The organism is Anaerotignum sp. (assembly GCF_030625865.1).
In the GTDB taxonomy this organism is placed as follows: domain Bacteria; phylum Bacillota; class Clostridia; order Lachnospirales; family Anaerotignaceae; genus Chakrabartyella.
In genome coordinates, this window is record NZ_DAOUQB010000009.1 from 52,979 (window position 1) to 76,996 (window position 24,018).

The 24,018-nt window shown below is 38.0% G+C and carries 17 protein-coding genes; 14 read left to right on the forward strand and 3 right to left on the reverse strand.

The features are described 5' to 3' along the window. Positions 1-108: 108 nt before the first annotated feature. The 7 genes from P9Q65_RS04230 to P9Q65_RS04260 all read left to right on the forward strand — a co-directional run bounded on the left by P9Q65_RS04230 (position 109) and on the right by P9Q65_RS04260 (position 5,981). Entirely contained in the window at positions 109-813 is a 705-nt protein-coding gene (locus P9Q65_RS04230) for a lantibiotic protection ABC transporter ATP-binding protein (RefSeq protein WP_304508083.1), read from the forward strand. Then, positions 806-1,531 carry a lantibiotic immunity ABC transporter MutE/EpiE family permease subunit gene (locus P9Q65_RS04235; protein ID WP_304508085.1) on the forward strand — a complete coding sequence of 242 codons (726 nt, stop codon included), beginning with the start codon at positions 806-808 and terminating at the stop codon, positions 1,529-1,531. The genes P9Q65_RS04230 and P9Q65_RS04235 overlap by 8 nt, the downstream gene beginning before the upstream one ends. Next, a complete protein-coding gene (locus P9Q65_RS04240) occupies positions 1,531-2,289 on the forward strand; it encodes a lantibiotic immunity ABC transporter MutG family permease subunit (protein WP_304508087.1) in 759 nt (252 codons plus the stop codon). Before P9Q65_RS04235 ends, P9Q65_RS04240 begins: the two co-directional genes overlap by 1 nt. Beyond that, positions 2,276-3,091 (forward strand): NisI/SpaI family lantibiotic immunity lipoprotein, encoded by an 816-nt coding sequence (locus P9Q65_RS04245; protein ID WP_304508089.1) that lies wholly within the window; start codon positions 2,276-2,278, stop codon positions 3,089-3,091. Before P9Q65_RS04240 ends, P9Q65_RS04245 begins: the two co-directional genes overlap by 14 nt. A 19-nt stretch (positions 3,092-3,110) precedes the next feature. Beyond that, positions 3,111-3,770, forward strand: a complete 660-nt coding sequence (locus P9Q65_RS04250) for a response regulator transcription factor (RefSeq protein WP_304508091.1) — start codon at positions 3,111-3,113, stop codon at positions 3,768-3,770. After that, positions 3,761-5,131, forward strand: coding sequence for a sensor histidine kinase (locus P9Q65_RS04255; protein WP_304508093.1), 1,371 nt, complete (start codon positions 3,761-3,763; stop codon positions 5,129-5,131). The genes P9Q65_RS04250 and P9Q65_RS04255 overlap by 10 nt, the downstream gene beginning before the upstream one ends. Before the next feature lie 88 nt (positions 5,132-5,219). Continuing rightward, positions 5,220-5,981, forward strand: a complete 762-nt coding sequence (locus P9Q65_RS04260; protein WP_304508095.1) for an MBL fold metallo-hydrolase — start codon at positions 5,220-5,222, stop codon at positions 5,979-5,981. Positions 5,982-6,426: 445 nt separating this feature from the next. Here P9Q65_RS04260 and P9Q65_RS04265 read toward each other — a convergent pair whose 3' ends face one another. The 3 genes from P9Q65_RS04265 to P9Q65_RS04275 form a co-directional block, all read right to left on the reverse strand. Next, complete coding sequence (locus P9Q65_RS04265; protein WP_330695201.1) at positions 6,427-6,804, reverse strand: YbaN family protein; 378 nt, start codon at positions 6,802-6,804, stop codon at positions 6,427-6,429. Between the two features lie 124 nt (positions 6,805-6,928). Beyond that, a complete protein-coding gene (locus P9Q65_RS04270; protein WP_304508099.1) occupies positions 6,929-8,581 on the reverse strand; it encodes an amino acid ABC transporter ATP-binding/permease protein in 1,653 nt (550 codons plus the stop codon). Beyond that, positions 8,574-10,313 (reverse strand): ABC transporter ATP-binding protein/permease, encoded by a 1,740-nt coding sequence (locus tag P9Q65_RS04275; protein WP_304508100.1) that lies wholly within the window; start codon positions 10,311-10,313, stop codon positions 8,574-8,576. The genes P9Q65_RS04270 and P9Q65_RS04275 overlap by 8 nt, the downstream gene beginning before the upstream one ends. A 378-nt stretch (positions 10,314-10,691) precedes the next feature. Here P9Q65_RS04275 and P9Q65_RS04280 point away from each other — a divergent pair, with 378 nt between their 5' ends. From P9Q65_RS04280 to P9Q65_RS04310, 7 genes are all read left to right on the forward strand, one after another. Then, positions 10,692-11,558, forward strand: coding sequence for a hypothetical protein (locus tag P9Q65_RS04280; RefSeq protein ID WP_304508102.1), 867 nt, complete (start codon positions 10,692-10,694; stop codon positions 11,556-11,558). 566 nt (positions 11,559-12,124) lie between these two features. Next, on the forward strand, positions 12,125-12,616 hold the full coding sequence (locus P9Q65_RS04285; protein WP_304508103.1) for a hypothetical protein: 492 nt from the start codon (positions 12,125-12,127) through the stop codon (positions 12,614-12,616). A 119-nt stretch (positions 12,617-12,735) separates the two neighbouring features. After that, positions 12,736-19,212 (forward strand): FN3 associated domain-containing protein, encoded by a 6,477-nt coding sequence (locus P9Q65_RS04290; protein ID WP_304508105.1) that lies wholly within the window; start codon positions 12,736-12,738, stop codon positions 19,210-19,212. An 82-nt stretch (positions 19,213-19,294) separates the two neighbouring features. Then, positions 19,295-20,386, forward strand: a complete 1,092-nt coding sequence (locus P9Q65_RS04295; RefSeq protein WP_304508107.1) for a heme-binding Shp domain-containing protein — start codon at positions 19,295-19,297, stop codon at positions 20,384-20,386. 168 nt (positions 20,387-20,554) lie between these two features. Further along, entirely contained in the window at positions 20,555-21,622 is a 1,068-nt protein-coding gene (gene isdE / locus P9Q65_RS04300; protein WP_304508109.1) for a heme ABC transporter substrate-binding protein IsdE, read from the forward strand. Further along, positions 21,612-22,607 (forward strand): FecCD family ABC transporter permease, encoded by a 996-nt coding sequence (locus P9Q65_RS04305; RefSeq protein WP_334307196.1) that lies wholly within the window; start codon positions 21,612-21,614, stop codon positions 22,605-22,607. Before isdE ends, P9Q65_RS04305 begins: the two co-directional genes overlap by 11 nt. Beyond that, positions 22,597-23,355: an ABC transporter ATP-binding protein gene (locus tag P9Q65_RS04310; RefSeq protein ID WP_304508112.1), complete on the forward strand. Its 759-nt coding sequence runs from the start codon at positions 22,597-22,599 to the stop codon at positions 23,353-23,355. The genes P9Q65_RS04305 and P9Q65_RS04310 overlap by 11 nt, the downstream gene beginning before the upstream one ends. Positions 23,356-24,018 lie beyond the last annotated feature (663 nt).

Here is a 24,018-nt window from a genome sequence, read left to right on the forward strand (position 1 = left end):
AGAGGTGGAAAATTTTTTTTATATCATGCAAAAGTCTTAAAAAAGCTTATAGAATCTTTATAAATAATCGATATCCTTATTTTTATCTCAATAAGAAAGGATATTTTTATGAAAAACATATTGATTACAAAACACTTATGTAAAAACTTTAAAAAACAAAAAGCGAATCATAATATTTCAATTTCCGTAACGGAGAACTCGGTTTATGGACTCCTTGGTCCGAATGGCGCCGGAAAATCAACTTTATTGAAAATGTTATCCGGAATGGTGAAGCCATCTTCCGGAGTGATTTATTTTGACGGAAAACCATGGAATCGCAAGGATTTATTATCTATAGGGGCTCTTATTGAATCGCCTCCAATCTACGAAAATTTGACTGCTCGCGAAAACTTAAAGGTCAGGACTTTGCTTTATGGGTTACCTGATAGTCGTATTGATGAGGTTTTAGAAATTGTGGACCTTACAAAGACAGGAAAAAAGCGTGCAGGCCAATTTTCTATGGGTATGAAACAACGCCTTGGTATTGCCATAGCATTATTAAATAAGCCCAAATTACTTATTTTAGACGAACCTACAAATGGTTTAGATCCTATTGGAATTGGTGAACTGCGAGAATTGATTCGTTCTTTTCCCCAGCAAGGGATTACAGTTATTCTTTCCAGTCATATTTTATCGGAGGTAGAACAAATTGCCGATCATATCGGTATTATTGCAAAGGGAAAGCTATGGTATGAAGATAAAATTAATCCCACCATAGATCTGGAATCCCTATTTTTGCATGTTGTGAGAAAGGCGAGTGAGGCAAATGCTTAATTTTATTCAGTCGGAATGGCTGAAGCAAAAGCATAGTTTTAACAAGATGTTACTATGGTTGGCACCACTTTTTACAATTTTACTGACGCTGGTGCTAATGGGCGGAAGTAATCTGCAAAACGGGGCATACAATTGGTGGTATACCATGCTTCTGCCAGGTAGCTTTACCATGTTTTCTGCTTTTACAGTGACGAGGGAGCAAAAAAAGAATAGACACGGGTTGTTTGGGTTAGCTGTACGGAAGAACATGCTTTGGAATGCACAAGTGATACTATGCACATTGTTTTTATTCATGACTTGTATGATATTTTTTATTGGGATTACCGTTGGGGGTATCCTGTTTGGAGAAGCAATACCTATGGCATCAAGCTTTTGCGCAAGCTTAGTGCTATTTATCAGCTTCGCATGGGAAATTCCTCTCTGGATGTTTGTTACAGAGAAAATGGGAGCTTTTATAAGCATTCTTCTTAGCTTATTCTGTAATTTTGGTATTGCTGTAATTTGTGCGGTGAAAAGTTTTTGGTGGGTGCCGTTCTCTATTCCCGCAAGGCTTATGTGCCCGTTGATTGGCGTGTTACCCAATGGCTTACAGGTGGAGGCAGGCAGTAAAATAGCTGATGCTCATGTGATTTTCCCGGGGATGCTAATTTCAATTGTCCTTTATATTTTACTAACCCTTGTTACTTCACTATGGTTTCAGAAACGTGAGGTGCAATGATGACGCAATTTATAAGAAGCATAAAGTCTGATGTCTATAAAGTGATGCACTCATCTTTGATACTGATTCATTTGCTTATCCCAATTTTGGGTGTTGCAGCATTTCTTACTTACTATACAGTTTCGCCATGGGATGAAGCAGAAAAAATATCTGCTTACTTACAAGTGCTATCCATGGCATTTCCCCTTCTAATCGGAGTGATTATGGCAATGGAATGGGAACTGGAGGAGCAAGCGGGGTCATTTCAAGTGCTTCTTTGTACTCCCGCTAAAAAATACGTCCCTCACCTTGGAAAGTTGACAGTCTTGCTGATGTTTGGTCTTTTATCTACATTCATAGCAGTTTTAGGTTTTGGCATTATATTTCAGGCGATGGGGAATGTATTTCTACCGAAGTCATTATATCTAAAAGCAGCAATACTTTTGTTTTTAGGGAATTTACCATTATATATGTTACAATATATATTAAGCTTTGCTTTTGGAAAAGGAATCACGCTAAGCTTTGGTATTGTCGGTAGTTTACTAGCTGCACTTCTTTTAACGGGACTTGGTGACTGTATTTGGCCGATTCTTCCTTGGAGCATTGCAACCCGTTTTTCCAGTATACTTGTGGAGAGTGAGGTAATAAATGAGCCTTTTACAGAAAATTTTGGAGTGTGTGAGGGATTCTTTTTTATATTAATCTCAAGTTTCATTCTCTTTTTCGTCTTAAAGTTATGGAGTGAAAACTGGGAGGGTGAAAAAAATGAAATGGATTAAACTTTTAATCATCATTGTGTTGATTTTCTCCTTTCCATCTATCGGTTGTTCTGTTTTAGAAAAGTTACAAGGGGATAGGTCTGCCGATAAGCCCAGGGGAGAAATTTTGGAGAGCGATGCAAGACAATTTGTATTTGGAGACAATACGTACACCATTTTAAATGAAACCGTTGGCAGAGAGGAAATCAATGCTTGGATTGGTATTACGGGGAGCCTATGCTTTTTAAATAAAGAAAATGAAATATTGAAAACCATAGGTAATCTTTCTTATAAAAATTATTGGACTGAGTTGACAAAAGAAATTCCTTCAGAGGCAAATGATACCGCTCAATTTGAAAATATTTATAGTCTTAAGGATAACAGATTAGCAATTGTTGTAGATGGAGAGTTTCATGTGGCAAAGCCGTCTAGTTCTTTATCTACCGGGGATGAGATGATACAGTTTAGAGCATTGCATGGTGATAGAGAGGAAGAGACAGAATTTTGCATAAATCCTAAAAATGCCGGGGAACTACTCCACGGAGAAATAGTTTATAAAGTTACTGAAGAGAGCCTATCCAGAGAGGATGAAGGAAGATTTCTTCAGGCAATCGGAACACAGGTTGTATTTGATGAGGCATCAGGTCAGATAATTCCCAAAAGTGAATATACAAAAGTAGAACTGATACCGGGCAAGCTTTCCAATCAAAATCGTAAATCATATTTCTATGGAAGTGTATATGAAATTGCGGGCGTTGCGGAAAGCGAAGCCGTAATGGTAGAGATTAACGAAAAGTTGTTGCGGGCAGAAGCAGTTAATTGATGGGAAAAGGAGGGGTTAAATGGCAAATATTTTTGTGGTTGATGATGAAAAGGATATATGCAAATTAATTGAAAATGCCCTTACAAGGGATGGGCATATGGTTACATACAAAAATAATACGTTAGGATTAACGGCAAAGGATTTTAAGGAATATGATTTGATTTTACTTGATGTTATGATGCCCGAGGTTGATGGATTTTCTTTTTGCCGTAGTATCCGACAAGATGTAGACTGTCCCATTATTTTTTTGACGGCAAAGACAATGGATCAAGATGTTGTAGAAGGCCTTAGTCTTGGCGCAGATGATTATATGAAAAAGCCATTTAGTCTTTCTGAATTACGGGCAAGAGTTTTAGCCCATCTTCGCCGAGAGCATCGCCAACGTCATCAAACCCTTGTGCTTGATGATGTTCGTTTTGATTTATCCGAAAAGGAAATTAAAGCAAAGAATCAACCCATTTCCCTGACAAAAAGCGAATATGAAATTTGCGAGCTATTAGCATGTAACAGAGGTCAAGTTTTTTCACTGGAACGTATTCTTGAATTAACCTTTGGGTTCGATTCCGAAAGTGATATTACTGCGATTCGTGTACATGTGAAGAACATTAGAGAAAAATTTTCTAAATGTGCTGAATGCCCAATTGAAACGGTATGGGGGGTAGGATATAAATGGAAATAAAAGAATCAAAGGCCGTTTCATTTTATATGTTGTTTTTGCGATATTTAGCTGTGTTTTGCGCTATAATGATTTTAATTGTTACAGTTATTCTTTCTGGCTTTTACTATGCCCTTGAAAATGGTAGTATTTTACCAGCAAATTATGCCGAACAAGCTTTACTGAAAGTTGAAAATCAGCTGATCCAAAGTGAACCATTTGATCAATCGTTGATTCCTTTTTCTTGCACCTATGTATTACTCAGCAAAACAGGTGATGTACAAAGTAGTAATATGACGGAAGAGGAAATTTCCCGGGTGAAAGAGTTTCTTTCCGGCAGTTTCAACACTTTAAGCGGTCAATTTAAACTGATTCGACGTAATGATGAGAGCGATCTTATTATCAAATATGATATATTAGCACACTTTTCATCCCCAAAGTTACATCGACTGTTTCCAAAACCTGAATTACTGGCCATTATATTTTCCTTTGTTTGTTTCATTTTGATAGCTTTCGTAATTGCCTTTAAATTTAGCAGAAAATTAAAAATAGAACTTGCTCCAATTATTAAAGCTGCTGACTCTATAAGAGAAAAGGATCTGGATTTTCAAATTGTTCCTACAAAAATTCGTGAACTAAATACTGTTTTGCAATCCATAAACGAACTAAAAACAGCATTATCAGACTCCTTAAACCAACAATGGAATATGGAACAAAGCAAAAAAACACAAATTTCTGCTATTGCTCATGATATAAAAACACCCTTGACCATTATTAAAGGCAATACCGAGCTGTTGTTGGAATCAGAATTACCACAGGCAGATCAAGAATTATTACAATATATTCAAACAAGTTCTGGAAGGATTGAAAACTATATTGAGCTACTTATGAGCACTACTATGGTAACGGATTCCGTGGATTTTCAAAAGCATACTTTTTCGATCCAAGGTTTTCTTTCGGAAATTGAAAAACAAGCAAAAGCACTTTGCCATGTAAAAAAAATTACTTTGCACACAGAACGGAATATGTTGCCAGAAACATTTTATGGAGATGAGCTACTGCTTAGCCGAGCTGTTTTAAATATTCTGAATAATGCTGTGGAGTTTTCCTCTTATGAAAGTGACATTCAGTTTAAAGTTACTTGGAATGATGAAGAATTGTCTTTTATTGTGTCTGATAGGGGGAAGGGGTTTTCTGCTGCCGGTCTTAAAAATGCTACAACGGAGTTTTTTACGGAGCAGACAGCTCGTTCTGGCAAACATTATGGTATGGGACTTTATTTTACCAAATCCGTAGCCCAAAAGCATGGGGGACAACTTAAAATCGGAAACCAAAGAGACGGGGGCGGAGCAGTTGTAACGCTTACAATTAAAAATAGACCTTGACTATTATTTATCACTATTTGTAATCATTTTGTAGTAAAATATGGTAAGGAATCGCACTTATTGCTATAACACAAAAGGAGAGTTTAATATGAAAAAATGGTTTACTATTGATGAAATTGATGCAGATACCCACATTATCAGTGAATATCGTCACTGGGAGGAAACACACTGTTACCTCCTTGAAGGTCAAAAATACTGTTTGCTTATTGACACAGGATTGGGAATTTCTGATATTTCCCAAGAAGTGAGAAAACTAACGGATAAACCAGTAATTGCTGTGGCAACGCACATTCACTGGGATCATATTGGCGGACATAAATATTATCCTGATTTTTATGCCCACGAGGCAGAGTTGAACTGGCTTAACGGGGAATTTCCCCTTACCATAGACACTATCCGAGATATGGTCATAGATCGCTGCGATTTGCCGGAAAATTATGATGTTAATACATATGAGTTTTTTCAAGGAACACCTACACGGATTCTGCACGATGGTGATACTATAGATCTGGGTGGGCGTGTGATTACTGCATTGCATACACCGGGACATTCCCCGGGACATCTGTGCTTTTGGGAGCCTCAGCGGAGTTACTTATTTACCGGTGATCTTGTCTATAAAGACACTTTGTTTGCATATTATCCCTCCACCGACCCACAGGCATACCTTGCTTCTCTCGAAGTGATTGCAGCACTTCCGGTAAAAAGAGTATTTCCGGCGCATCACTCGCTGGATATTCAGCCGGAAATTTTGAATCGTATGAGAGATGCTTTTCGTCAGTTGAGAGTAGAGGGCAAGTTACATCATGGTAGTGGTACCTTTGATTATGGAGATTGGGCTGTATGGCTTTAATGAAATAAATTACAGTTTCTCTATTATCCGAAAATTGAATGATAACGTTTGATTTGTTTAATATTGTTATGTTGTGTCTTTAAAGAGTAGATTATCAGGTGTAGACATATATGTTTTTAGATATAAAATTCTCTAGAGGTGATCTGCCATATGCAGCCAAGCAAAGCAAAAAAATATGGACTACAGTCTTTGAATCATTGGGTTCATAAATATCTAGATAGTGGTGGGGAAGGCCGAATGCCTAAAGGGCATTTGGATAATTCCATTGCTGCTCTTGGCACTAGTAAAATATTTAAGCCTTGTTCAATATAGACTGAACAAGGCTTTCCTTAAGATGGTTTTTAAATTATCTACATTAACTTGACAACTTCACTGAGTCGGTGGTGATGATTTAGGCAATGAAGCCGACATTTTCTTTTCATAAAGGTTGTTGCTTTGTCTAATATTAAGCACGTAATTCCCCTGCCGGTATGGTTTTAATCTTAAATAAGAAGTAGTAGTATTTTACAATAATCAAAAGAATTATGGTTATACGGCCCCCAATATTATTCATCATGAAAAAAGCGATGATAAGCATAATAGATACGGGAATGAGAATACAAAGTTTTGTTTTGAAAGTCATTGAACGGTTTTTTTCAAAGCTTTCCAAATTATTTTGATATAGCTTCGTTGATTTAAACCATTTGTTAAAGCGTTCAGAACCTTTGGCAAAACAAAAGGATGCTAGCAGGAGAAAAGGGGTCGTTGGGAGGATAGGAAGCACCACACCTACAGCACCAATACCAAAGAATAGAAAGCCGAGTGCAATATATATGTATTTCAAATTTATCATCTCCTTGATAATTTAGAATATGTAACACGATTTGCGGCGGCAAGAGGATGAATAAGTAGACACTTTAAGCTTGAAAAAGCGATTGCCAACCGTATTTTTTCACATTAAGGGTCTCTTAGCTTAGTCGCCCCCTTTCTGCCGAATATACCTTTGAAGCAATACCTAACGTAGATTTTCGATGGGAAACCAATAGTATTGTTACATTTTCCGCTTCATTAAGGGATTTTAAAATGATCCCTTCATTTAGGCTGTCAAGGTTGCTGGTCGGTTCATCCAAAAGCATAAAGGGTGCGCCTGAAAGGAAGGCTCTTGCTAGGCCTATACGCTGTTTTTCACCTCCGGAGAGCGTGTCACCCAGTTCTCCAATAGGGGTTTGGTAACCTTTTGGAAGGGTTTCAACGAAGTTGTGCAAGGAAGCTTTTTTTGCGGCGGCTATTATTTCTTCTTCTGTGGAATCAGCCTTTGCAAGGCCAATATTATTGCCAATTGTGTCATGAAAAAGATAAGTTTCTTGTGTGCAATAGCTTTCGTTGGAACGGAGAGAGGCGGTGTTAATTTCTTCTATTTCCGTATCCGAAAATTTTATGCTTCCGGAGGTTTTATCCCAAAATCGCATTAACAGTTTTAACAAGGTAGATTTTCCACAGCCGCTTTTTCCATGTATTCCGATAATTTTTCCGCAAGGTATGTCAATAAAAAGGTTTTGCAATATTTCTTCTTCCCTGTAGCCAAAGGTAAGGTTTTTACATTCTACACCATGAAAGGGAATGTTTTTTCCATCTGTTTTTTCTTCTACCATGGGAGATTCTTCCAACAGAGAAAGAACACGCTCACCACTTGCCAATGTATGGGCCAAGTTGTTAGAAAGGTTGCTTAAAGCCACCACAGGGCCAAAAGAGCTCATCAGAGTTACCGTTGCAAGCAATGCTTTTTCAAAAGAAAGAACTCCCCAAGAAAACTGTGTCATAGCCGCAAGCAGCATGATTGCGGTAAATCCCAAAATCGAAAAATCTGTAATTGCTTTTGTCAAACTTTCTGCTTCTTTCAATTTTTTTTCCTTGGCTGATATATTTTCAGTTAATTTGTTTATTTCATCAAGACGATTTTTCGTCTGCCCAAACTGTATTAATTCCCCAAGGCCTCTCAGACTTTCCAAAAAAACAGAGTTCATTTTTCCAATATTATTTCGATAGTCCATGCCATAGGTTTTTATTTTTTTGCCGTTGAAAAGAGGAATGATTCCACCAATAAAAATATAGGAAACTGCCGCAATTAACCCAAGGGAAAAGGAAAAGTTTCCGATGAAGAATACAAAAATCAGGGAAGTAATGATCGCAATTACGATTGGCGAAATCGTATGGGCGTAAAACACCTCCAATAATTCAATATCTTCTGTAATAATAGATATTAGGTTTCCTTTGTCACGGCCTTCCAGTTTTGCCGGACATAAACGCCGTAAAGAGGCAAAAACTTTATCTCGTATAATGGCCAATAGCTTAAAGGCGATATAATGGTTGCAGCGTTGTTCCCCATAACGCAGAAATCCACGCAATACGGCAAAAAGGATCAGCATGGTAAAAATGGCTTTTAGGCTGAAATAAGCAGGAAAGGCAAGGAGCTTCAAAACTGCACTTGTTCCTAGAATGGTAAGTGAGATGGAACAGAGAAAGCCCAGAACCCCCAAGATGATAGCCATAAGCATAAAATGAAACAGGGGTTTGATAAGCCCGATTAGACCAGCCATAATTTTAATTCCGCTTCTACGCATATTGTCTACCACCTTTCCCATATTCTTCAAGTTGTTTTTGATAAGTGAACAGCTTGGCATAAAGGGCGTGTTTTTCCATTAGCGTAGCGTGAGAACCTTGTTCAACAATCTTTCCCTTTTCCAATACATAAATGGAGTCGGAGTTCACAACATTTGCAAGGCGGTGGGAGATAAGAATAACTGTTTTTGTTTTCGAAAGTTCACCGACAGTTTCCATAATGTATGTTTCACTTTCTGCATCAATGTTTGAAGTGGCTTCATCAAATATGTAAATCGGTGTGTCATGAAGTAATGCTCTTGCCAAAGCCAATCTTTGACGTTGACCGCCGGAAAGGTTGCTCCCTTGTTCATCAATATGCGTTTCAAGACCTTTTTCGTTTTCAACAAATTCTAAAAAATTCGCTCGTTTCAGTGCGGTATACATTTGGGTGTCGGTGGCATTAGGCTTTGCCATTTTTAGATTATATGCAACGGTGCCCTGAAACAGGTAGCTATTATGGTGAATTAGCGTAATATTTTCCATGAGGCTTTCTTCTTTTACATTTCCTAATTCTTTGCCACCGATTTTTATACTGCCTGTGTATCCCTTTAAGGTGCCCTTTAGAAGACCGACTGTTGTTGATTTTCCACAGCCGCTTTTTCCAACCAAGGAAATAAAGGAATTTTGTGGGATTTTAAGGGAGATATTATTTAAAATTTTTTTGTCATTTTCGTAGCAGAAGGAAACATTTTGAAAGGTTATATCATGGTTTTCTATTTGAACAGTTCCTTTTTCAGCAATGGGTGTATCCAAAATTTTAAAAATTTTGTCTGCCGCTGCCATTCCATTCATGGCTATATGGAAATAAGAGCCTAAAAGTCTTAATGGAATAAAAAACTCTGCCGAAAGTAAAATAATTGTCATTGCGCCAGATAGATTTACGGTGCCTTTGGAAAATTCCAAAATGGCAAGGATAATACCGGCGGAAGCGCCACCAAAGGCAATCAAATCCATAATAGAAATGGAGTTTAACTGCAAGGAAAGTACTTTCATCGTAATTTTGCGAAAGATTTCCGCATTTTCATTCATTTCTTTGTGCTTCATTTCATCTGCTTGATAAATTTTTAAGGTAGTCATTCCTTGCAAATTTTCTAAAAAAGCATCCCCCAGATCAGTGTAGGCAGTCCAGTATTTATTTAATAGCTTTTTAGCAAATTTTTGTACTGCAATGATAGATAAAGGGATCAGAGGAATGCATAAAAAAAGTGTAATTGCCGCCTGAAAGCAGATATTTGCTAAAACTAGAAATAGGGTGACAGGGGCTAAAAGACTGTAAAAAAGCTGCGGCATATATTGTGAAAAATAAATTTCAAGCTGGTTTACTCCTTCTGTACTGATTTGCACCACCTCAGAGGTTGAAATATGTTCACTGTAAGAAGGGCCAATTTGGGTAAGCTTGGCATATATTTTTTCTCTTAGAAACTTTTTTGTATTTTGGGCGGATAGGTAAGCCGTTTTTGACGAAAAAAGATTCGTAAGAAAGCGAAGAATACCGCAAAGTATCAGAATTACAGCTGTCCTTTGAGCAATATTTATTGGTAAATAACTGTTAAAGAAGGCTGAATTGATCAGGCTACATATGGAAAGCGTGATGGAGATATTGCAGATAAGACTAATCCATTGAAAGAAAACTGTTGCCGCAATATATTTTTTACTATTGGGTGCAAGTCCCAAAAGACGTTTATTGTACATAAAAAAGCCCTCCTAAATTAAAAGCAGATACGCAAAAAATCTGCGCACTTCTAAAAATTTAAACGGGCGAGGTTTATGCCAAAACTATAGCATAATCATAGTTTGATGTCAATTTAAAAGATGCATTTCGTTTTTATGGGTGTTGACAAAAGAAAGAAGGAATGTTATTTTCGAATAAAATAGTTAGCCATAAGAAACTAAATGGGAATTAAAAAAAAACTCAATAAAAATTATTTGAAAGTGGTGGAATGACAGAGCTTTATTTTTCTAATTGTGTTATGCTACCTTTTTGCAGATAAAAAATTTGATTCTGTATTTGACGAAGCAACGTGTTTTCTAATAGATTAAAGTAAACTGGTAATAGGGAGGAGAGAATGAATGAAAAAGAGTACGGTTCTTGATGGTTTTACCGAAGCACAGCTTAAATATATTTTAATAATCAGTGCATTACAAGCTTCTACGGCCACGTTGCCGGCTGTGGCGGAAAATATGGGCGTAAAAAAGCCCAGCGCATGCCGAATGATATATCAGCTAAAGGACATGGGCGTGCTTAAAATGGATGAAAGTATGCGTTCAAAAAGGGTTATTCTTACAGATTTAGGGGATAGTATTGCCGCTGCGCTGGAGCATCAGCAATATATGATTTATAGGCTTCTTACACAAACATTGGGTGCAAGCACAGAAGTTGCACAACGACAAACAGAAAAGCTTATAGGTAAATTGGAATCAGAAGTGGTTTCCCTTTTGGAGATGAAATTTAACGATTTTCATGAGGAAGGCAGCTTTCACGAAAAGGGATTCGATGGGCAATGGTGTGAAAATTCTGAACCTGGCAGTTATCCTATTCCATTTAAAATTGTGAAGGCTGATAGTGATATGATTTCCATGGGAAATAAAGGTTTTGAGCATCCTTGTGTTTTAGTGTTTAGTAATGAAAAGCAGGAGGTTGTTTTAAAAGCAAGAGATATTTTTTATAAATCCATTTTGGGTAAATGCCTTTACGGAAAGCTAAGTTCTATGAAATATAAAAGTAAAAAAACCGGTAAATTCCAAGTGGCTGAATGTATCAATTCTGTTTATCGATTGCCTTTAAGTGAAATGGAATGCAAATATGATTCCCAAGGAAGGGTAGTCACAGGGGTTATTAGAATTATGGCTCAGGCAACCGTTGGAATCTTTCATATGGCAGAAGCGGAAGCAGATTTAACACTAGATTTAACTTCTGTTGAAATAAGTATAAGATAAAAAGTAAAAAAATGAAAAGTGGTTTGACAAATGCTTGGCGATATGATATAGTTTGAATATAAGTTAGTTGCAACTAACAAATTAAAATGAAAATGTTTACTCTTTTTGCTATTTTAAGATGAAAAAACGGGCGAGGTTTTCCATCAAATAAATACATATTGCTGACGAAAATATATATGAAGATAATCAAGGAATGACTTTTGCGTCATTCCTTGAACTATTTTTAAGGATAATTAGCTTAATCTAATGTGAGCGACATATAGAAAAGTGAAGTGGCAATAGTAAGCTTACAAGCAAAGAAAAATAAGGAGTTTTCTACTTTGTAATTGTGTTAGCCAGTACTAACTTATCGAGCTGGGTTTGGAAAAGCTGTAACCTAAAAACATAGTAATAATAAGGACCGTGGGATTAAGCCTTTTATATAATCCGGGTATTTGGTCTTATTATACATTTTATATGAAGAGGAGGGGGCGCAAAAAAATATAAAATGACAAAAACCGGTTTTTGTCCACAAGGGCAGTAATGATAACTTAAAAGGAGTTTTTAGTAAAAAGGAGGATTTTATTATGAGAAATTTGTTCAAGAAATTTGCGGGTTTGGGTATGGCAGCAGTTATGGCTTTAAGTATGAGTGTAATGGCGTTCGCCCAGGATGCACCTGGATATGTAACATTTTTCAAGAGCGGAAGCAGTACCGAAGTCTCCATGACACAGAATGTAATTGCAGGCTATTCCAGTAAGGCTCAGGTTGGCGACAGATATATTTATACAATGGATCTTCAATCTTTTGAAATGACCAAGATGGGCATTTCCGGAGAAGGACAAATGACAGGTATTACATTAGGAGATGCTGCAAAGAATGCAAACATTACAGCAACAGTTTCTGACGACTACAGCACATTGGTTGTATCTGTACCTGTAGATCTTGTAGTGAATGGCAATTCACCCAAATATGAAGCAACTGTTGAAGCAGAAGTTGAGATTTTCTTGGGAATCACCTTTGACATGCCTTCTTCTGTTAACCTTGCAATTACAGACAGCCAATTAACATATAATTAGGAAAGTGTAGAGAGCCGAGGCCTTAACGGCTTCGGCTTTTTCAGTCATTAAAATAGATTACTTGGGGAACTATCATGTTGGTTTAAGGAAGGGAATATCTAGATAGGGAGTGAACTCAATTGAAATACAAAAAGTATTTAACAATGTTTTTGGCAGGTACGTTGGTGGTATCTTCAACACCTACCAATATATTTGCGGATACAAGTGAGCAACAGGTTGAGAAACAGGAAAGCGCAAGTCAATCAGAGGTAACAGGAGAAACAAAGAAAACAGCCGAAACGGAAACAACAGAAGCAGCTGAAACAGAAGCAGCTGAAACGGAAACAACAGAAGCAGCTGAAACAGAAGCAGCTGAAACGGAAACAGCCGAAACGGAAACAGTTGAGACGGAAACAGCCGAAACGGAAACAGCTGAAACAGAGACAACAGAAATGGAAACAGCTGAAACAGAGACAACAGAAACGGAAACAGCTGAAACGGAGACAACAGAAACGGAAACAGCTGAAACGGAAACAGCTGAAACAGAGACAACAGAAACGGAAACAGCTGAAACGAAAACAGCCGAAACAGAAGAGACGGAAAATACGGAGAAATCCGAGAATATAGAAGAAGCAACAACCACGGAAGAGCTCCCTGAAAAAATAGATTTACTTGAAACTGAGTTGCTGGAAGAAGAACTAGCAACAGTTGAGGCACCTACCATTTCGATAGAAGACGGAGGAGTGATAAATCAAACTTACTATGCAAACAACGCTGCGGTGAGTGTTGCAATTGAAGTTCCTGAGGAAACTACAGTATATTATACAACAGACGGCACAGATCCTACAATGAGTGACACAAAACGGCTTTATGAGAGTGGGTTTACGGTTGAATCTTCAAGTGGAGAGGCGGAGACCGTAATAATTAAAGCTGTAGCTATGCAGGAAGTGGGGGAAAGTACGGACACAACAATTTTATATTCCCAAGTAATTATTAAGGAAGTTAACTTTATTGCGGAGATTGATGTAAAAGAGCCAACGATTACAACTTATGATAGTAGTGGGGATACTCAAGAAAGCTATTCATATAAATCATCAGTAGTGGTTGAAATAGATGTTCCCTTTAATACCGAGGTCTTTTTTACAACAGATGGTACAAATCCAATGGAAAGCGACACAAGGCAACTTTATGAAGGTTCTTTTACCGAGGTTCTTCCATTTGAAGCGTATATGACAGGAGGAACAACCCAGATTAAGGCGGTAACAAGAGTTGGAATTAAGGGGGAAGACGGGGAACTCGTATATGTATACTCTGATGTAGTTGAAGGGGAAGTGGTATTTAGAGCAGCAGTGGCGGCATCCTATGCCAAAATAATAGCTACTGTTGCGGGAGAAAGCAGAACCTATAAATCTATGAGCAATCATCTAAGGGATATAGAAAACGGTGAACCTGTAACCATAGAGTTCACCCATACCAATGCCCCGTCAAGCAGGGTACTTTATACTTTAGACGGCAGTGATCCAAGTAAAAGTGAAACGGCAATAGAATACCAAGAGCCTTTTGCCATATCAGCAAGTAGTCTGGCAGCTGAAAAAGTTGAACTTAAAGTTGTGGTGGAGGTGATGGATGGTACAGAAGAAATATATTCATCCAAAAGAACACTGTATTTATATTTTTTGGCGGAAACAATTCCTGTACCTGAACTTTCTTTAACTAAATTAGAAAACGATGAAACAAAGTACGCCAATACAACAGAGGTTACAGCAACGATTACAAATTATGATGAAAATTTAGAATATGTTTATACGCTGGATGGAACGGATCCCACTTTGGAAAGCAGTAAATATGATAGTGGTATAGGAATAACAGGAGTGAAAGCACCATCGTCTGCAGGTGGAAAGGTAGAAATAAAAGCTGCTGCGGTAAAAGACGGTAAGTATTTATCTGATATCACGGTTTCGGAAGTATTTTTTAAGGCGGCTGATGCTTTGGAACTTGCTGAGGGTAGTTACATTGCTGATTTTGTAATAAATTGTGATGACGAGGAGAATGCTTGGTTAAATGATTACATAGATACAAAAGATATAGAGATTCATGTAGACGCAGATGGGAAAATGAACCTTACAGTTCGATTTGTAGAAAAAAACATTTTAAGTGATAATACTGACGGCTTTGTCTACTTTAAAGAGGCGAAATTCATGGGGGATAGTGGGGAAACTGACCTTACATTTAAAGAGCCAACTGAAATGGAACGTTTTGTATATTCTTCCGTATATACCCGCATCATAAAAACAGTAACGGTACCTTTAGATTCTCTTTCTACAGATGTTACAATAAAATTTAAGAATAGCAGCAATGATTGGGCAAATTATGTTCTAACCTTAAATTCTGAGCCAAAACCAGCATCAGAGAAGACCATTGATAACTCGGTTATGGGGTATTCTATAACTTCTAGCCCTCAAGATGTAACATATGACGGTTATAGGCAAACGGAAAGTGCTATCGGCATAGCATTAAAAAGCAACGGTTATTCTGTAACGAGACCTATGGTGTACTATTTTACTGTAGATGACACAGAGGAAATAGACTTCAATTCTAGATCAACAAGCTTCCCAGCCGTGGATAGTTTAGAAGTTGCGGGAAATTATGGCCAATGGTCTGAAGGTTCAAATTCAGGGAAAATGTATACGACAAGTGATGACCCCCATACCTTAAACGTAAGGGTAAAGGGGTATGCAGAGGGATTAGGCTGGACTGATGAAATTTCAATCCCTATGAAGTTTAATGCAAAGGCTATAAAAAATAAAATTTACGCTGAAAATGACTCTGATTTTTACTTAACGTTAACAGGTGCGTATTCCAACGGTATTACCAGTAGTACTTATACAATACCTTATGATACAGTTTTTAGGGTAAACACTGTAACAGAGGAAGAAGAAGTTAAAAAATATGCGGATTTGATTTCAGAAGTAAATCCCGAGCATGGCAACAGAAATATGAGAGTTTTAGATTACATTTTTGAAACGCCTGATGGTGAGAAGGTCAAAGTTTTGGATCAGACGGGCGAGATTAAAAGTACTACCTTTATTATACCTGAAGCAGAGGGATTTAAGGTGAAAAATGTAACACTTTATAAAATTACGGAAAATGGAACAAAAGCGGAGCTAATTCCCTTTGGAGCAGGTAGTACAGAGCTTGGTTATGGGGCGTATGAATTACAAAACGAATATCCTGGTGGAGTTTACGTCGTTGTTGCTGGGGAAAATGAGGATATGCCCTCAATGGCCAATGGCTATTATTTAGCTTCCGCCAAGTTAAAAGACAGTGATAATAAGTATATTGACAATGAGTACGCAGATATTTTAGACAGTAATTATAGTAATGGGCGTTCTGTGTTAGATATTAGAACCTATTCAAAGTATATGTATCTTCCACTCACAAGCAAGGGTGGCGAGTATGTAACAGATTTTTATTATTATGATTATGAGAATAGTAAGTATGTTAAGGCAACTGCAGAGGAAACTTACACCGTCAATGGTGAAAAGTATGTTAAGCTTGCTAAAATTCCGATAACAACAAAAAAAGCTTATTTAGATGTATATTTCACAACGTCAGCAGGAAAAACACAGTATGGTACACTTGAATTAGATTATAACAATGCGATTATAACAACAGGTATTGATGCGCAGGCGCCTAAAATGACAACAGCAACAGGGGCAATCTCTTATGTAAATGATGATAAGGCTACGGTTACCCTTTCCACTGCTTCTGAAGGTGCAAAAATATATTATACCTGTATCAGCGGTACAACAGGTGCTGATCCTGATACAACAAAGACGCAACAACTTTATACCGGCCCCATCGAACTTTCTACTGCAAATTCAGAAGGTGAGATATATACGATTCGAGCAGTTACGGTAAAAAATGGGTTTATCACTTCTGATATAGTGGAATATACGATAACCTTCAATCAAAAGGGGATGGCGGCAGAAACAGCACAAAAACCCGTTATCTATGCAAAATACGAAAGCGGAGAAACTGCCCAGGATGGTATTTACACAGTAACAATAACAAGCAAAACGGAAGATACATTACTTTACTATACCACAGATGGTTCTGTACCATCTTCTCAAAACGGAACTTTGTATACAGAAAGTTTTCGCGTTCCTGCCCTAACAGATGGTTTGCCCACTGTAGTAAAGGCAATTGCGGAAGGGACAGGTGTCAATGCTTCGGAAATTGCTGAAACAGAAATATCTTTCTCATCAGATTGGTGGGATAACATCCAAGTGGGTACTAGTTATGAAATACCAATTAAAATGCTTAATTACATAAATAACAGTTTGCTTTCCATGGGGAATGGGGCTTTAAAGGGAAATGCAACATTATACGTTGATGAAAACGGTGATAAGTTTTTAACCATTCCTTTCCAAAGAATTGATATGGGTGGTTTTGCAGGGTATCTCGTTGATTTGTGGTACTTTGAGAGTGAAGCTGTCGCTACCGCAGCCACTTGGAAAGATGATTTAATGATGGGTAGTTATGAATACACACTGGATGACAAGATAGGAAGTGTGACAATCCCCTTATTTCACAATGGTGAAAAGGTAACTATTGGAATTGAATCGAATTATGATGCTATGGGAAGGCAACGGGCGACACTGGCACTTGACTATTCTGATGTGATTGAAGCGGTTACCGGTGTTGAGGTTGAAAAGGAAAATCAGGTAGATATTCCTACAATTGATGCAGTATTAAATGCAGCAGGGGATGCTATGGCGATTACCATTTCGATGCCTTCTGCAAGTGAGGTGCAGGATGCAGACATTTATTATGTTATCAGCGGAGATGACGAGACCATTATAGAAAAAACTGACGAAAATAAATATTTGGATACTTTCGTGATTACCAAGGAGCAGGCGGCTGAAATGGGAGGTACGGCAGACGCAGTAAACGTATTTGCAGTTGCTACCAAGACGGACTATAAGGATTCCATTGTTAATGTGAAAAAGCTTACCTTTGATACAACTTCCACAGGCGGTGACATAGTGAGCGACGGGGAGGTCGACGTAACACAGGACGGTAAATATTGGGTAGACATTGACCTTTATAAAGAAAGTGATGATGAGCTTTCAATGGGAAATGTTGCGTTCGAAAACAACTCCAGAGCACTGATTGTTACAAGTGGCGGGAAGTCAGTCATTCAGATAGGCTCAAATCCTGTTAGGATTCCACCATATTATTCTGCTCTGGAAGAGTTCCAATTTAAAAATGCACAAGGTGTATATCAACTTGCAACCACATTGGAAACAGAGGAAATCAGTACTACTTATATGGGTGTCGATTATACCTTTGATTATCTTAAAAAGTTTGAGTTTACGTTGCCAAGCGTAACAGACAAATACATTGATGTAAAAGTAAAAGTTCCATATACCATAATGGACTCTGCCGTTGGTGAAAATGCAATCCCGGCAAGGCTTAAAATAGATTGGAGCAGTATGAAAGCGGGCAAAGATTCGGATGAACTTCGAGCGAATAGTTCGGCATCGGAAAGTAGTGTTTCTATTACCAGTAGTGCAGTTGATATTACGGATTCCGAAACAGGAATTCGTCTGGTAGCCCCTGAAAATGTTTTGCTGGAGGGTGCAACTTTGTATTCCTCAATCTTGAAAGAAGGAAGTCAGTTTAAGCTTGCACAAAAAGCACTGGGGGAAGAGGTAGGAAAGTTTACTGTTTTTCGTATTCTTGCAAAAGTGAATGATGAAGAAATTTCTCCATTAGAAAATGTAAAATTATACATACCAATACCGGAAGATTATGACCAAGAAAGAGTTGCTTTGTACAGAATTAATGAAGATGGAACAAAAACTTTGATTCGTGGAACCGCAGCTCAAGGTGGATTAATTCCATTATCAAAAAGCATGGAGCCTGTTTACTTTGAATTTGAAACCGACAAGTTTGGTTTGTTTGCATTAGTGGAAACGGATGAGATAATAAATGTTCCCGTTGTTACCCAGGCGATCCAGGAGGATGAGATGTTTGATGATATTTCCGGACATTGGGCAAAGGCTTACATTGAAAAAGCAGTTGAAATGGGTATTTTCAGTGGGATAAGTGAAGAGAGTTTTGGTCCGGATGTAAAAATGACAAGGGGTATGTTTGTAACAATTCTTGGCAAAATGGACGGCATCAAGCCCAAAACCTATAGAGGTAGTAGATTTAGGGATGTTAAGGATGAAGATTACTATTCTTCCTATGTACTTTGGGCGGCAGATATGGGTATTGCAGGAGGCGTTGGGGATGGTACTTTTGCTCCAAATACGAATATTACCCGAGAGCAAATGGCAGTAATGTTTACGAAATATGCCGAAATTAAGGGCGTTAACTTTAAAACCAGTGGCAACGATGACTTTGTTGATAGAAATGCAATAAGCCATTGGGCTATGAGCAGCGTAAAAACCCTTGCAAAGGCAGGCGTAATTAGCGGCCGCGAAAACAGGAGTTTTACACCGAAAGATGCAGCATCAAGAGCGGAGGTTGCTTCCATGATTGTGAGGTTTACGGAGCAATATATGTCTTTGCAGATTGAGGATGAACAGGAAACGAATGGTCTTTAAAACAGAAGAAAGCATATGTATAACTTGGCAGAGCCCTTCCATAGGGAAGGGCGAACTGCCAATATGAAGATGGAGGGACTTTATGAGTAAAACAGGCTTTAAAAAGGGAATTTCCATAGTTATGGCTATCATTGTTTGCGCCTGTATGCAGGTTAATGTTTTTGCATTGAGTGACGGCGTTTACACTGCAGACACGTTAACTTATTATTTAAATCCGGACACGGGAAAGACAGATGACGGCGGAACGGGAAATGCGGAGATCGGCGAAGGAATGTGCAGAAGTGCAGTTTACGAAAAAGCATTGATTGAACAGCAAGACGGGAAAATTTGGATATCTTTAAGAATGCTTTTATATAACCATATATCAAATATAAGAATTTACACGCAGAATTCCCCTAAGGGTGATTATACGGAAGTAAAGTATTCTGTTATGGCGGAAAACGCAGCAAATGGAAGCGGTGACATGCGTTTTCAGGCTCCATCTGCAGACTGCTACGTAAAAACACAAATGTATGTTGCCCCTATGGGTAGGGATGTATGCTTTTTTTGGAAGGTAGATTCGTCAACTGCGCAAAGTGGAAATGCAGATTTTGTGCAAACCATTAAAACCGACAATAGCAAAAAGAAAGATATGGGTTTTACTGATGTTTCCTCCCATTGGGCAAAAACGGATATTGAAGGTGTTGTTGCGAAAAAATTGTTCAGCGGGACAAGTGATACGACGTTCAGCCCGGATATAGCCATGACAAGGGGTATGTTTGTAACCGTATTAGGCAGGCTGAGTGGAGATGACGTTTCGGGGTATAGCAGTAGCAAATTTAAGGATGTAGGCGCAAGTCAGTATTATGCAAAATATATTGGATGGGCAAATGCAAAGGGAATTGTTTCCGGAGTAAGCGAAACCGCCTTTTACCCTGATGCATCCGTCACCTGTGAGCAGGCAGCGGCAATCATGGTGAAATATATGGCGATGAAGGGATATGCTTTTAAAACTGACGGAACAACACCAAAATTGGAAACAGTAAGCACTTGGGCCAGGGGGAGCGTTGAGAAGGCGGGAAAGGCAGGACTAATCACAAGTCAAAACACGAATGGATATCAATTTAAATCCTCAGCAACCAGGGCAGATGTTGCTTCCATTATTATGAATTTGGTAAATGGATATGGAAATTAATTATAGAAATTAAATTTGATAGGGTTTGAGAGGAAAAAGTTATCTAGGGGAATTTTACTTCCATTTAATTAAAAAAGTCGTGTAGTTTAAGATGTATTTTGTTAAGTGATTTTTTTGTTTCAAGTCCGATTGATAAAGTTACTTGAAAAATGAGGAAAGGAGAAGATTATGAAAAAATTGAAACAGAGGATGCTTTTTCTTGTCCTTGGGCTTATGATATTTGCTATGACAGGTTGTGTGGATCAGAGTGGAGCCGAAGCAGAAGGAACAAATGTCATAACAGAAATGGCGGCGGCGAACATTGCTGTAGAGGAGCAAGGAGAGAAAGTGTCGGAAGAAAAAGGGCAAACCGAGGGGGTAAATAGTCGTAATTCCTTTGCGGTTGACGGAGAAACAGCGGAAGTGAAACAGGCAGTAAATAAGCAAATACAAGATACAGATGAGAAAAATTCAGAATCGGAACAGCGCATTATTGCCACATCGGCGGCGACTTGTGAAATTATGAATCAATTGGGCATAGTTCTGATTGGTGTTCCGGATACTACTGTCTCTACGATCCCATCTTGTTATGATGATGCAACTCGTATTGGCACGCCCATGGCACCGGATATGGAAATTATTAAATCCTTGAAGCCGACAGATGTAATTGGGCCAGACACATTAAAAGAAGATCTAAAAATAAAATATGATAATATTGGGGTAACATCTACATTTATAGATTTAAAAAGTGTAAAGGGTTTGTACGACAGCATTACACTAATTGGAAATAAATACGGAAAAGAGGAAGAAGCAAAGACTTTGGTGACGGAGTACAACACTTTTATGGATGACTATAAGGCGAAGCATGTTGTAACGGAAAAACCTAAAGTTTTAGTGCTGATGGGACTTCCCGGCAGCTATCTTGTGGCAACGAATAAATCCTATGCAGGGTCTCTGGTAGAGCTTGCGGGAGGGGTAAATGTATTTCCCAGCGACGAAAAAGATTTTCTTAATGTGAATCCCGAAGAAATCCTGAATACGGACCCCGATGTTATCATTAGGACTGCCCATGGATTACCTCAGGAGGCCCTTAAAATGTTTGCAAAGGAATTTTCGGAAAATGATATTTGGAAGCATTTTAGAGCGGTTCAGGAAGGAAAAGTATATGATGTTGATTATATGGTTTTCGGCATGAGCGCAACATTTGAATATCCTCAGGCACTGTCGGATTTAGAGCCTATGCTTTATGGTGAATAATATGAATAGAAAAATTATGTATTTTAGCATTTTAATTTTTTTGCTTTTGGGACTTTTTTTTATGTCCGTGAATATGGGAAGTATTCAGGTGACCTATGGTGAGCTTTTTAGCGGTTTGCTTGTAGAATACAATGAAAGTGTTGCTACAATTTACGATTTACGATTTCCAAGAATTATTATTGCCATGGTCACCGGAGCTGGTTTGGCGGTTTCAGGGGTGCTTTTTCAGGCTGTGCTGAAAAACCCCTTAGCGGACCCCGGAATTATTGGTATTTCAGCAGGTTCGGCTTTTGTTTCTGTGCTTATTGTAGCTTTTTTCCCAATGTGGTATTTCTTTACGCCTTTATTTTCCTTTCTGGGAGGAATCCTCGCCTGTGTGCTTGTGTATTCCCTTTCATGGAAAGCAGGATTCTCTCCCCTTAGAATTATTCTGGTGGGTGTTGCCATCAATGCGGTTTTTACAGGACTTTTGCAGTCTTTCGGCACCATGAGTGGGCAAAATTATTCGGGTGCAGCGGCAATTGTAAATGCCAATATTTCTATGAAAACATGGAAAGATGTACGTCTTTTAACAGGGTATGTTTCTCTGGGTTTGGTTCTTTCACTTTTTGTTGCAACGAAATGCAATTTACTTGCCCTCGAGGATAAAACCATAAGGAGCCTTGGCGTAAATGTGAATGTATTAAGGGCGGTAATATCAGTGATTGCTGTACTCCTTGCTTCTATTACAACAGCGGTTGCAGGTTCAATCAGTTTTATCGGTTTAATTGTGCCCCATATAGGCAGACTTTTGGTTGGCAGTGACCATAAATTTCTAATTCCGTTTTCTATGCTCTTTGGAGCATTTACCATGCTTTTGGCAGATACGGTAGGGAGATTAATTGCGTACCCTTATGAAATTTCTGCTGCAATTATTATGTCCGTAATAGGCGGCCCTTTCTTTATTGTATTACTGAAAAGGAGTGACAAAATCTATGGAGGTTAAAGAGTTGGATTTTTCTTATGGAAAGGAAAAGGTGCTGAATCATATTTCCTTTAACATACCAAAAGGGAAAATAACCACACTAATTGGAGCAAATGGCTGTGGTAAATCTACTTTATTCAATGTAATGACTAAAAATTTAAGGGCGCAAAAAGGCAATGTCTTTCTTGAAGGGAAGGATATCAATGAAATTAGTTTAAAACAGTTTGCAAAGTTGGTTTCCATTGTTCATCAGTATAATGTAGCCCCTGGGGATTTAACGGTAGAAAAGCTAATTGGCTACGGTAGAATTGCTCAAAGCAGGTTTCGTAAAAAAGACAAAGAAGAGGATGAAAAACTAATTCAATGGGCGATGGATATAACAGGGGTAAAAAATTTTAAAAATAAGCAACTTTCTGATCTGTCGGGAGGGCAGCGCCAGAGAGTATGGATTGCTATGGCTTTGGCACAAAATACCAAAATACTTTTTTTGGATGAACCGACTACATATTTAGATATTCGTTACCAAATTGAGATACTTAAACTTATTAAGCAGCTAAATGTGGAATTTGGGATTACAATTGTAGCTGTACTCCACGATATTAATCAGGCAATTCATTACAGTGATGAAATTTTAGCCATGAAAGATGGTAAAATCATTGCACAGGGAAGCCCTAAAGAAATTGCTACGGAAAAGATATTGAGAGACATATATGATATAGATTTAAAGGTGGAAACTGTGGGAAAGGATATTTTTGTTCTTACCATGTAATGAGAATGTAGAATGAAGTGGAAATCAGGAAAAAAGGCTGAGTACTTAGTGGGAATACTTTTCAACAAAGAATCTGCCGAGTAAACATTAGCTATGCAGTGGGAATTTTGGTAAAATGAAATATAGAAGGAAAGATTTGTTCTATTTTGGAAGGAGAACTTGAAGGAAGGCCCAATGTAAATACAGGGTTACAAGAATTCAAGCACCAGGGATTATTTATACAGTTAATGATTTAAAATTGGCTATAAAATAAGAATAAGTGGCCGTTTTTTGTCATTGTCTAGATAAGGTTGCAGACGGTTTGGAGAAAAAGTAATACTAAGGTCAAATTGATGATGAAAAATAATTTGAAATTAATGCAAAAAAGTGCTTGACAATATGAGAAATCCTTGGTATACTTATTTTCGCCGCTGAAAGAGCGAGCGACCGTTAACACGGTAAGAGGATGTAAATCCTTCTATTCAGGCATTTTAACTCGAAGAAAGAGAAACTTTGAAACAAAGAAAACTTTCGAAAAAAGTTAAAAAAGTGCTTGACAAGATGAAGAGAGTCTGGTAAGATAATCTTCGCCGCTGAAAAAGCGGGTTGATCCTTGAAAACTAAACAGTAGAGATACAAACACACAACCCATAGTCAATTCAGCTAGTGAGCTTTGAACCGATT

What these genes read in the sequence shown, in the direction of transcription:
- P9Q65_RS04255 (WP_304508093.1), top strand. Translation starts at nt 3,761, where the DNA reads ATGGAAATAAAAGAATCAAAGGCCGTTTCATTTTATATGTTGTTTTTG.
- P9Q65_RS04285 (WP_304508103.1), top strand. Translation starts at nt 12,125, where the DNA reads ATGAGAAATTTGTTCAAGAAATTTGCGGGTTTGGGTATGGCAGCAGTT.
- P9Q65_RS04295 (WP_304508107.1), top strand. Translation starts at nt 19,295, where the DNA reads ATGAGTAAAACAGGCTTTAAAAAGGGAATTTCCATAGTTATGGCTATC.
- P9Q65_RS04260 (WP_304508095.1), top strand. Translation starts at nt 5,220, where the DNA reads ATGAAAAAATGGTTTACTATTGATGAAATTGATGCAGATACCCACATT.
- P9Q65_RS04275 (WP_304508100.1), bottom strand. Translation starts at nt 10,313, where the DNA reads ATGTACAATAAACGTCTTTTGGGACTTGCACCCAATAGTAAAAAATAT.
- P9Q65_RS04250 (WP_304508091.1), top strand. Translation starts at nt 3,111, where the DNA reads ATGGCAAATATTTTTGTGGTTGATGATGAAAAGGATATATGCAAATTA.
- P9Q65_RS04240 (WP_304508087.1), top strand. Translation starts at nt 1,531, where the DNA reads ATGACGCAATTTATAAGAAGCATAAAGTCTGATGTCTATAAAGTGATG.
- P9Q65_RS04270 (WP_304508099.1), bottom strand. Translation starts at nt 8,581, where the DNA reads ATGCGTAGAAGCGGAATTAAAATTATGGCTGGTCTAATCGGGCTTATC.
- P9Q65_RS04230 (WP_304508083.1), top strand. Translation starts at nt 109, where the DNA reads ATGAAAAACATATTGATTACAAAACACTTATGTAAAAACTTTAAAAAA.
- P9Q65_RS04235 (WP_304508085.1), top strand. Translation starts at nt 806, where the DNA reads ATGCTTAATTTTATTCAGTCGGAATGGCTGAAGCAAAAGCATAGTTTT.
- P9Q65_RS04280 (WP_304508102.1), top strand. Translation starts at nt 10,692, where the DNA reads ATGAAAAAGAGTACGGTTCTTGATGGTTTTACCGAAGCACAGCTTAAA.
- P9Q65_RS04305 (WP_334307196.1), top strand. Translation starts at nt 21,612, where the DNA reads ATGGTGAATAATATGAATAGAAAAATTATGTATTTTAGCATTTTAATT.
- isdE (WP_304508109.1), top strand. Translation starts at nt 20,555, where the DNA reads ATGAAAAAATTGAAACAGAGGATGCTTTTTCTTGTCCTTGGGCTTATG.
- P9Q65_RS04245 (WP_304508089.1), top strand. Translation starts at nt 2,276, where the DNA reads ATGAAATGGATTAAACTTTTAATCATCATTGTGTTGATTTTCTCCTTT.
- P9Q65_RS04310 (WP_304508112.1), top strand. Translation starts at nt 22,597, where the DNA reads ATGGAGGTTAAAGAGTTGGATTTTTCTTATGGAAAGGAAAAGGTGCTG.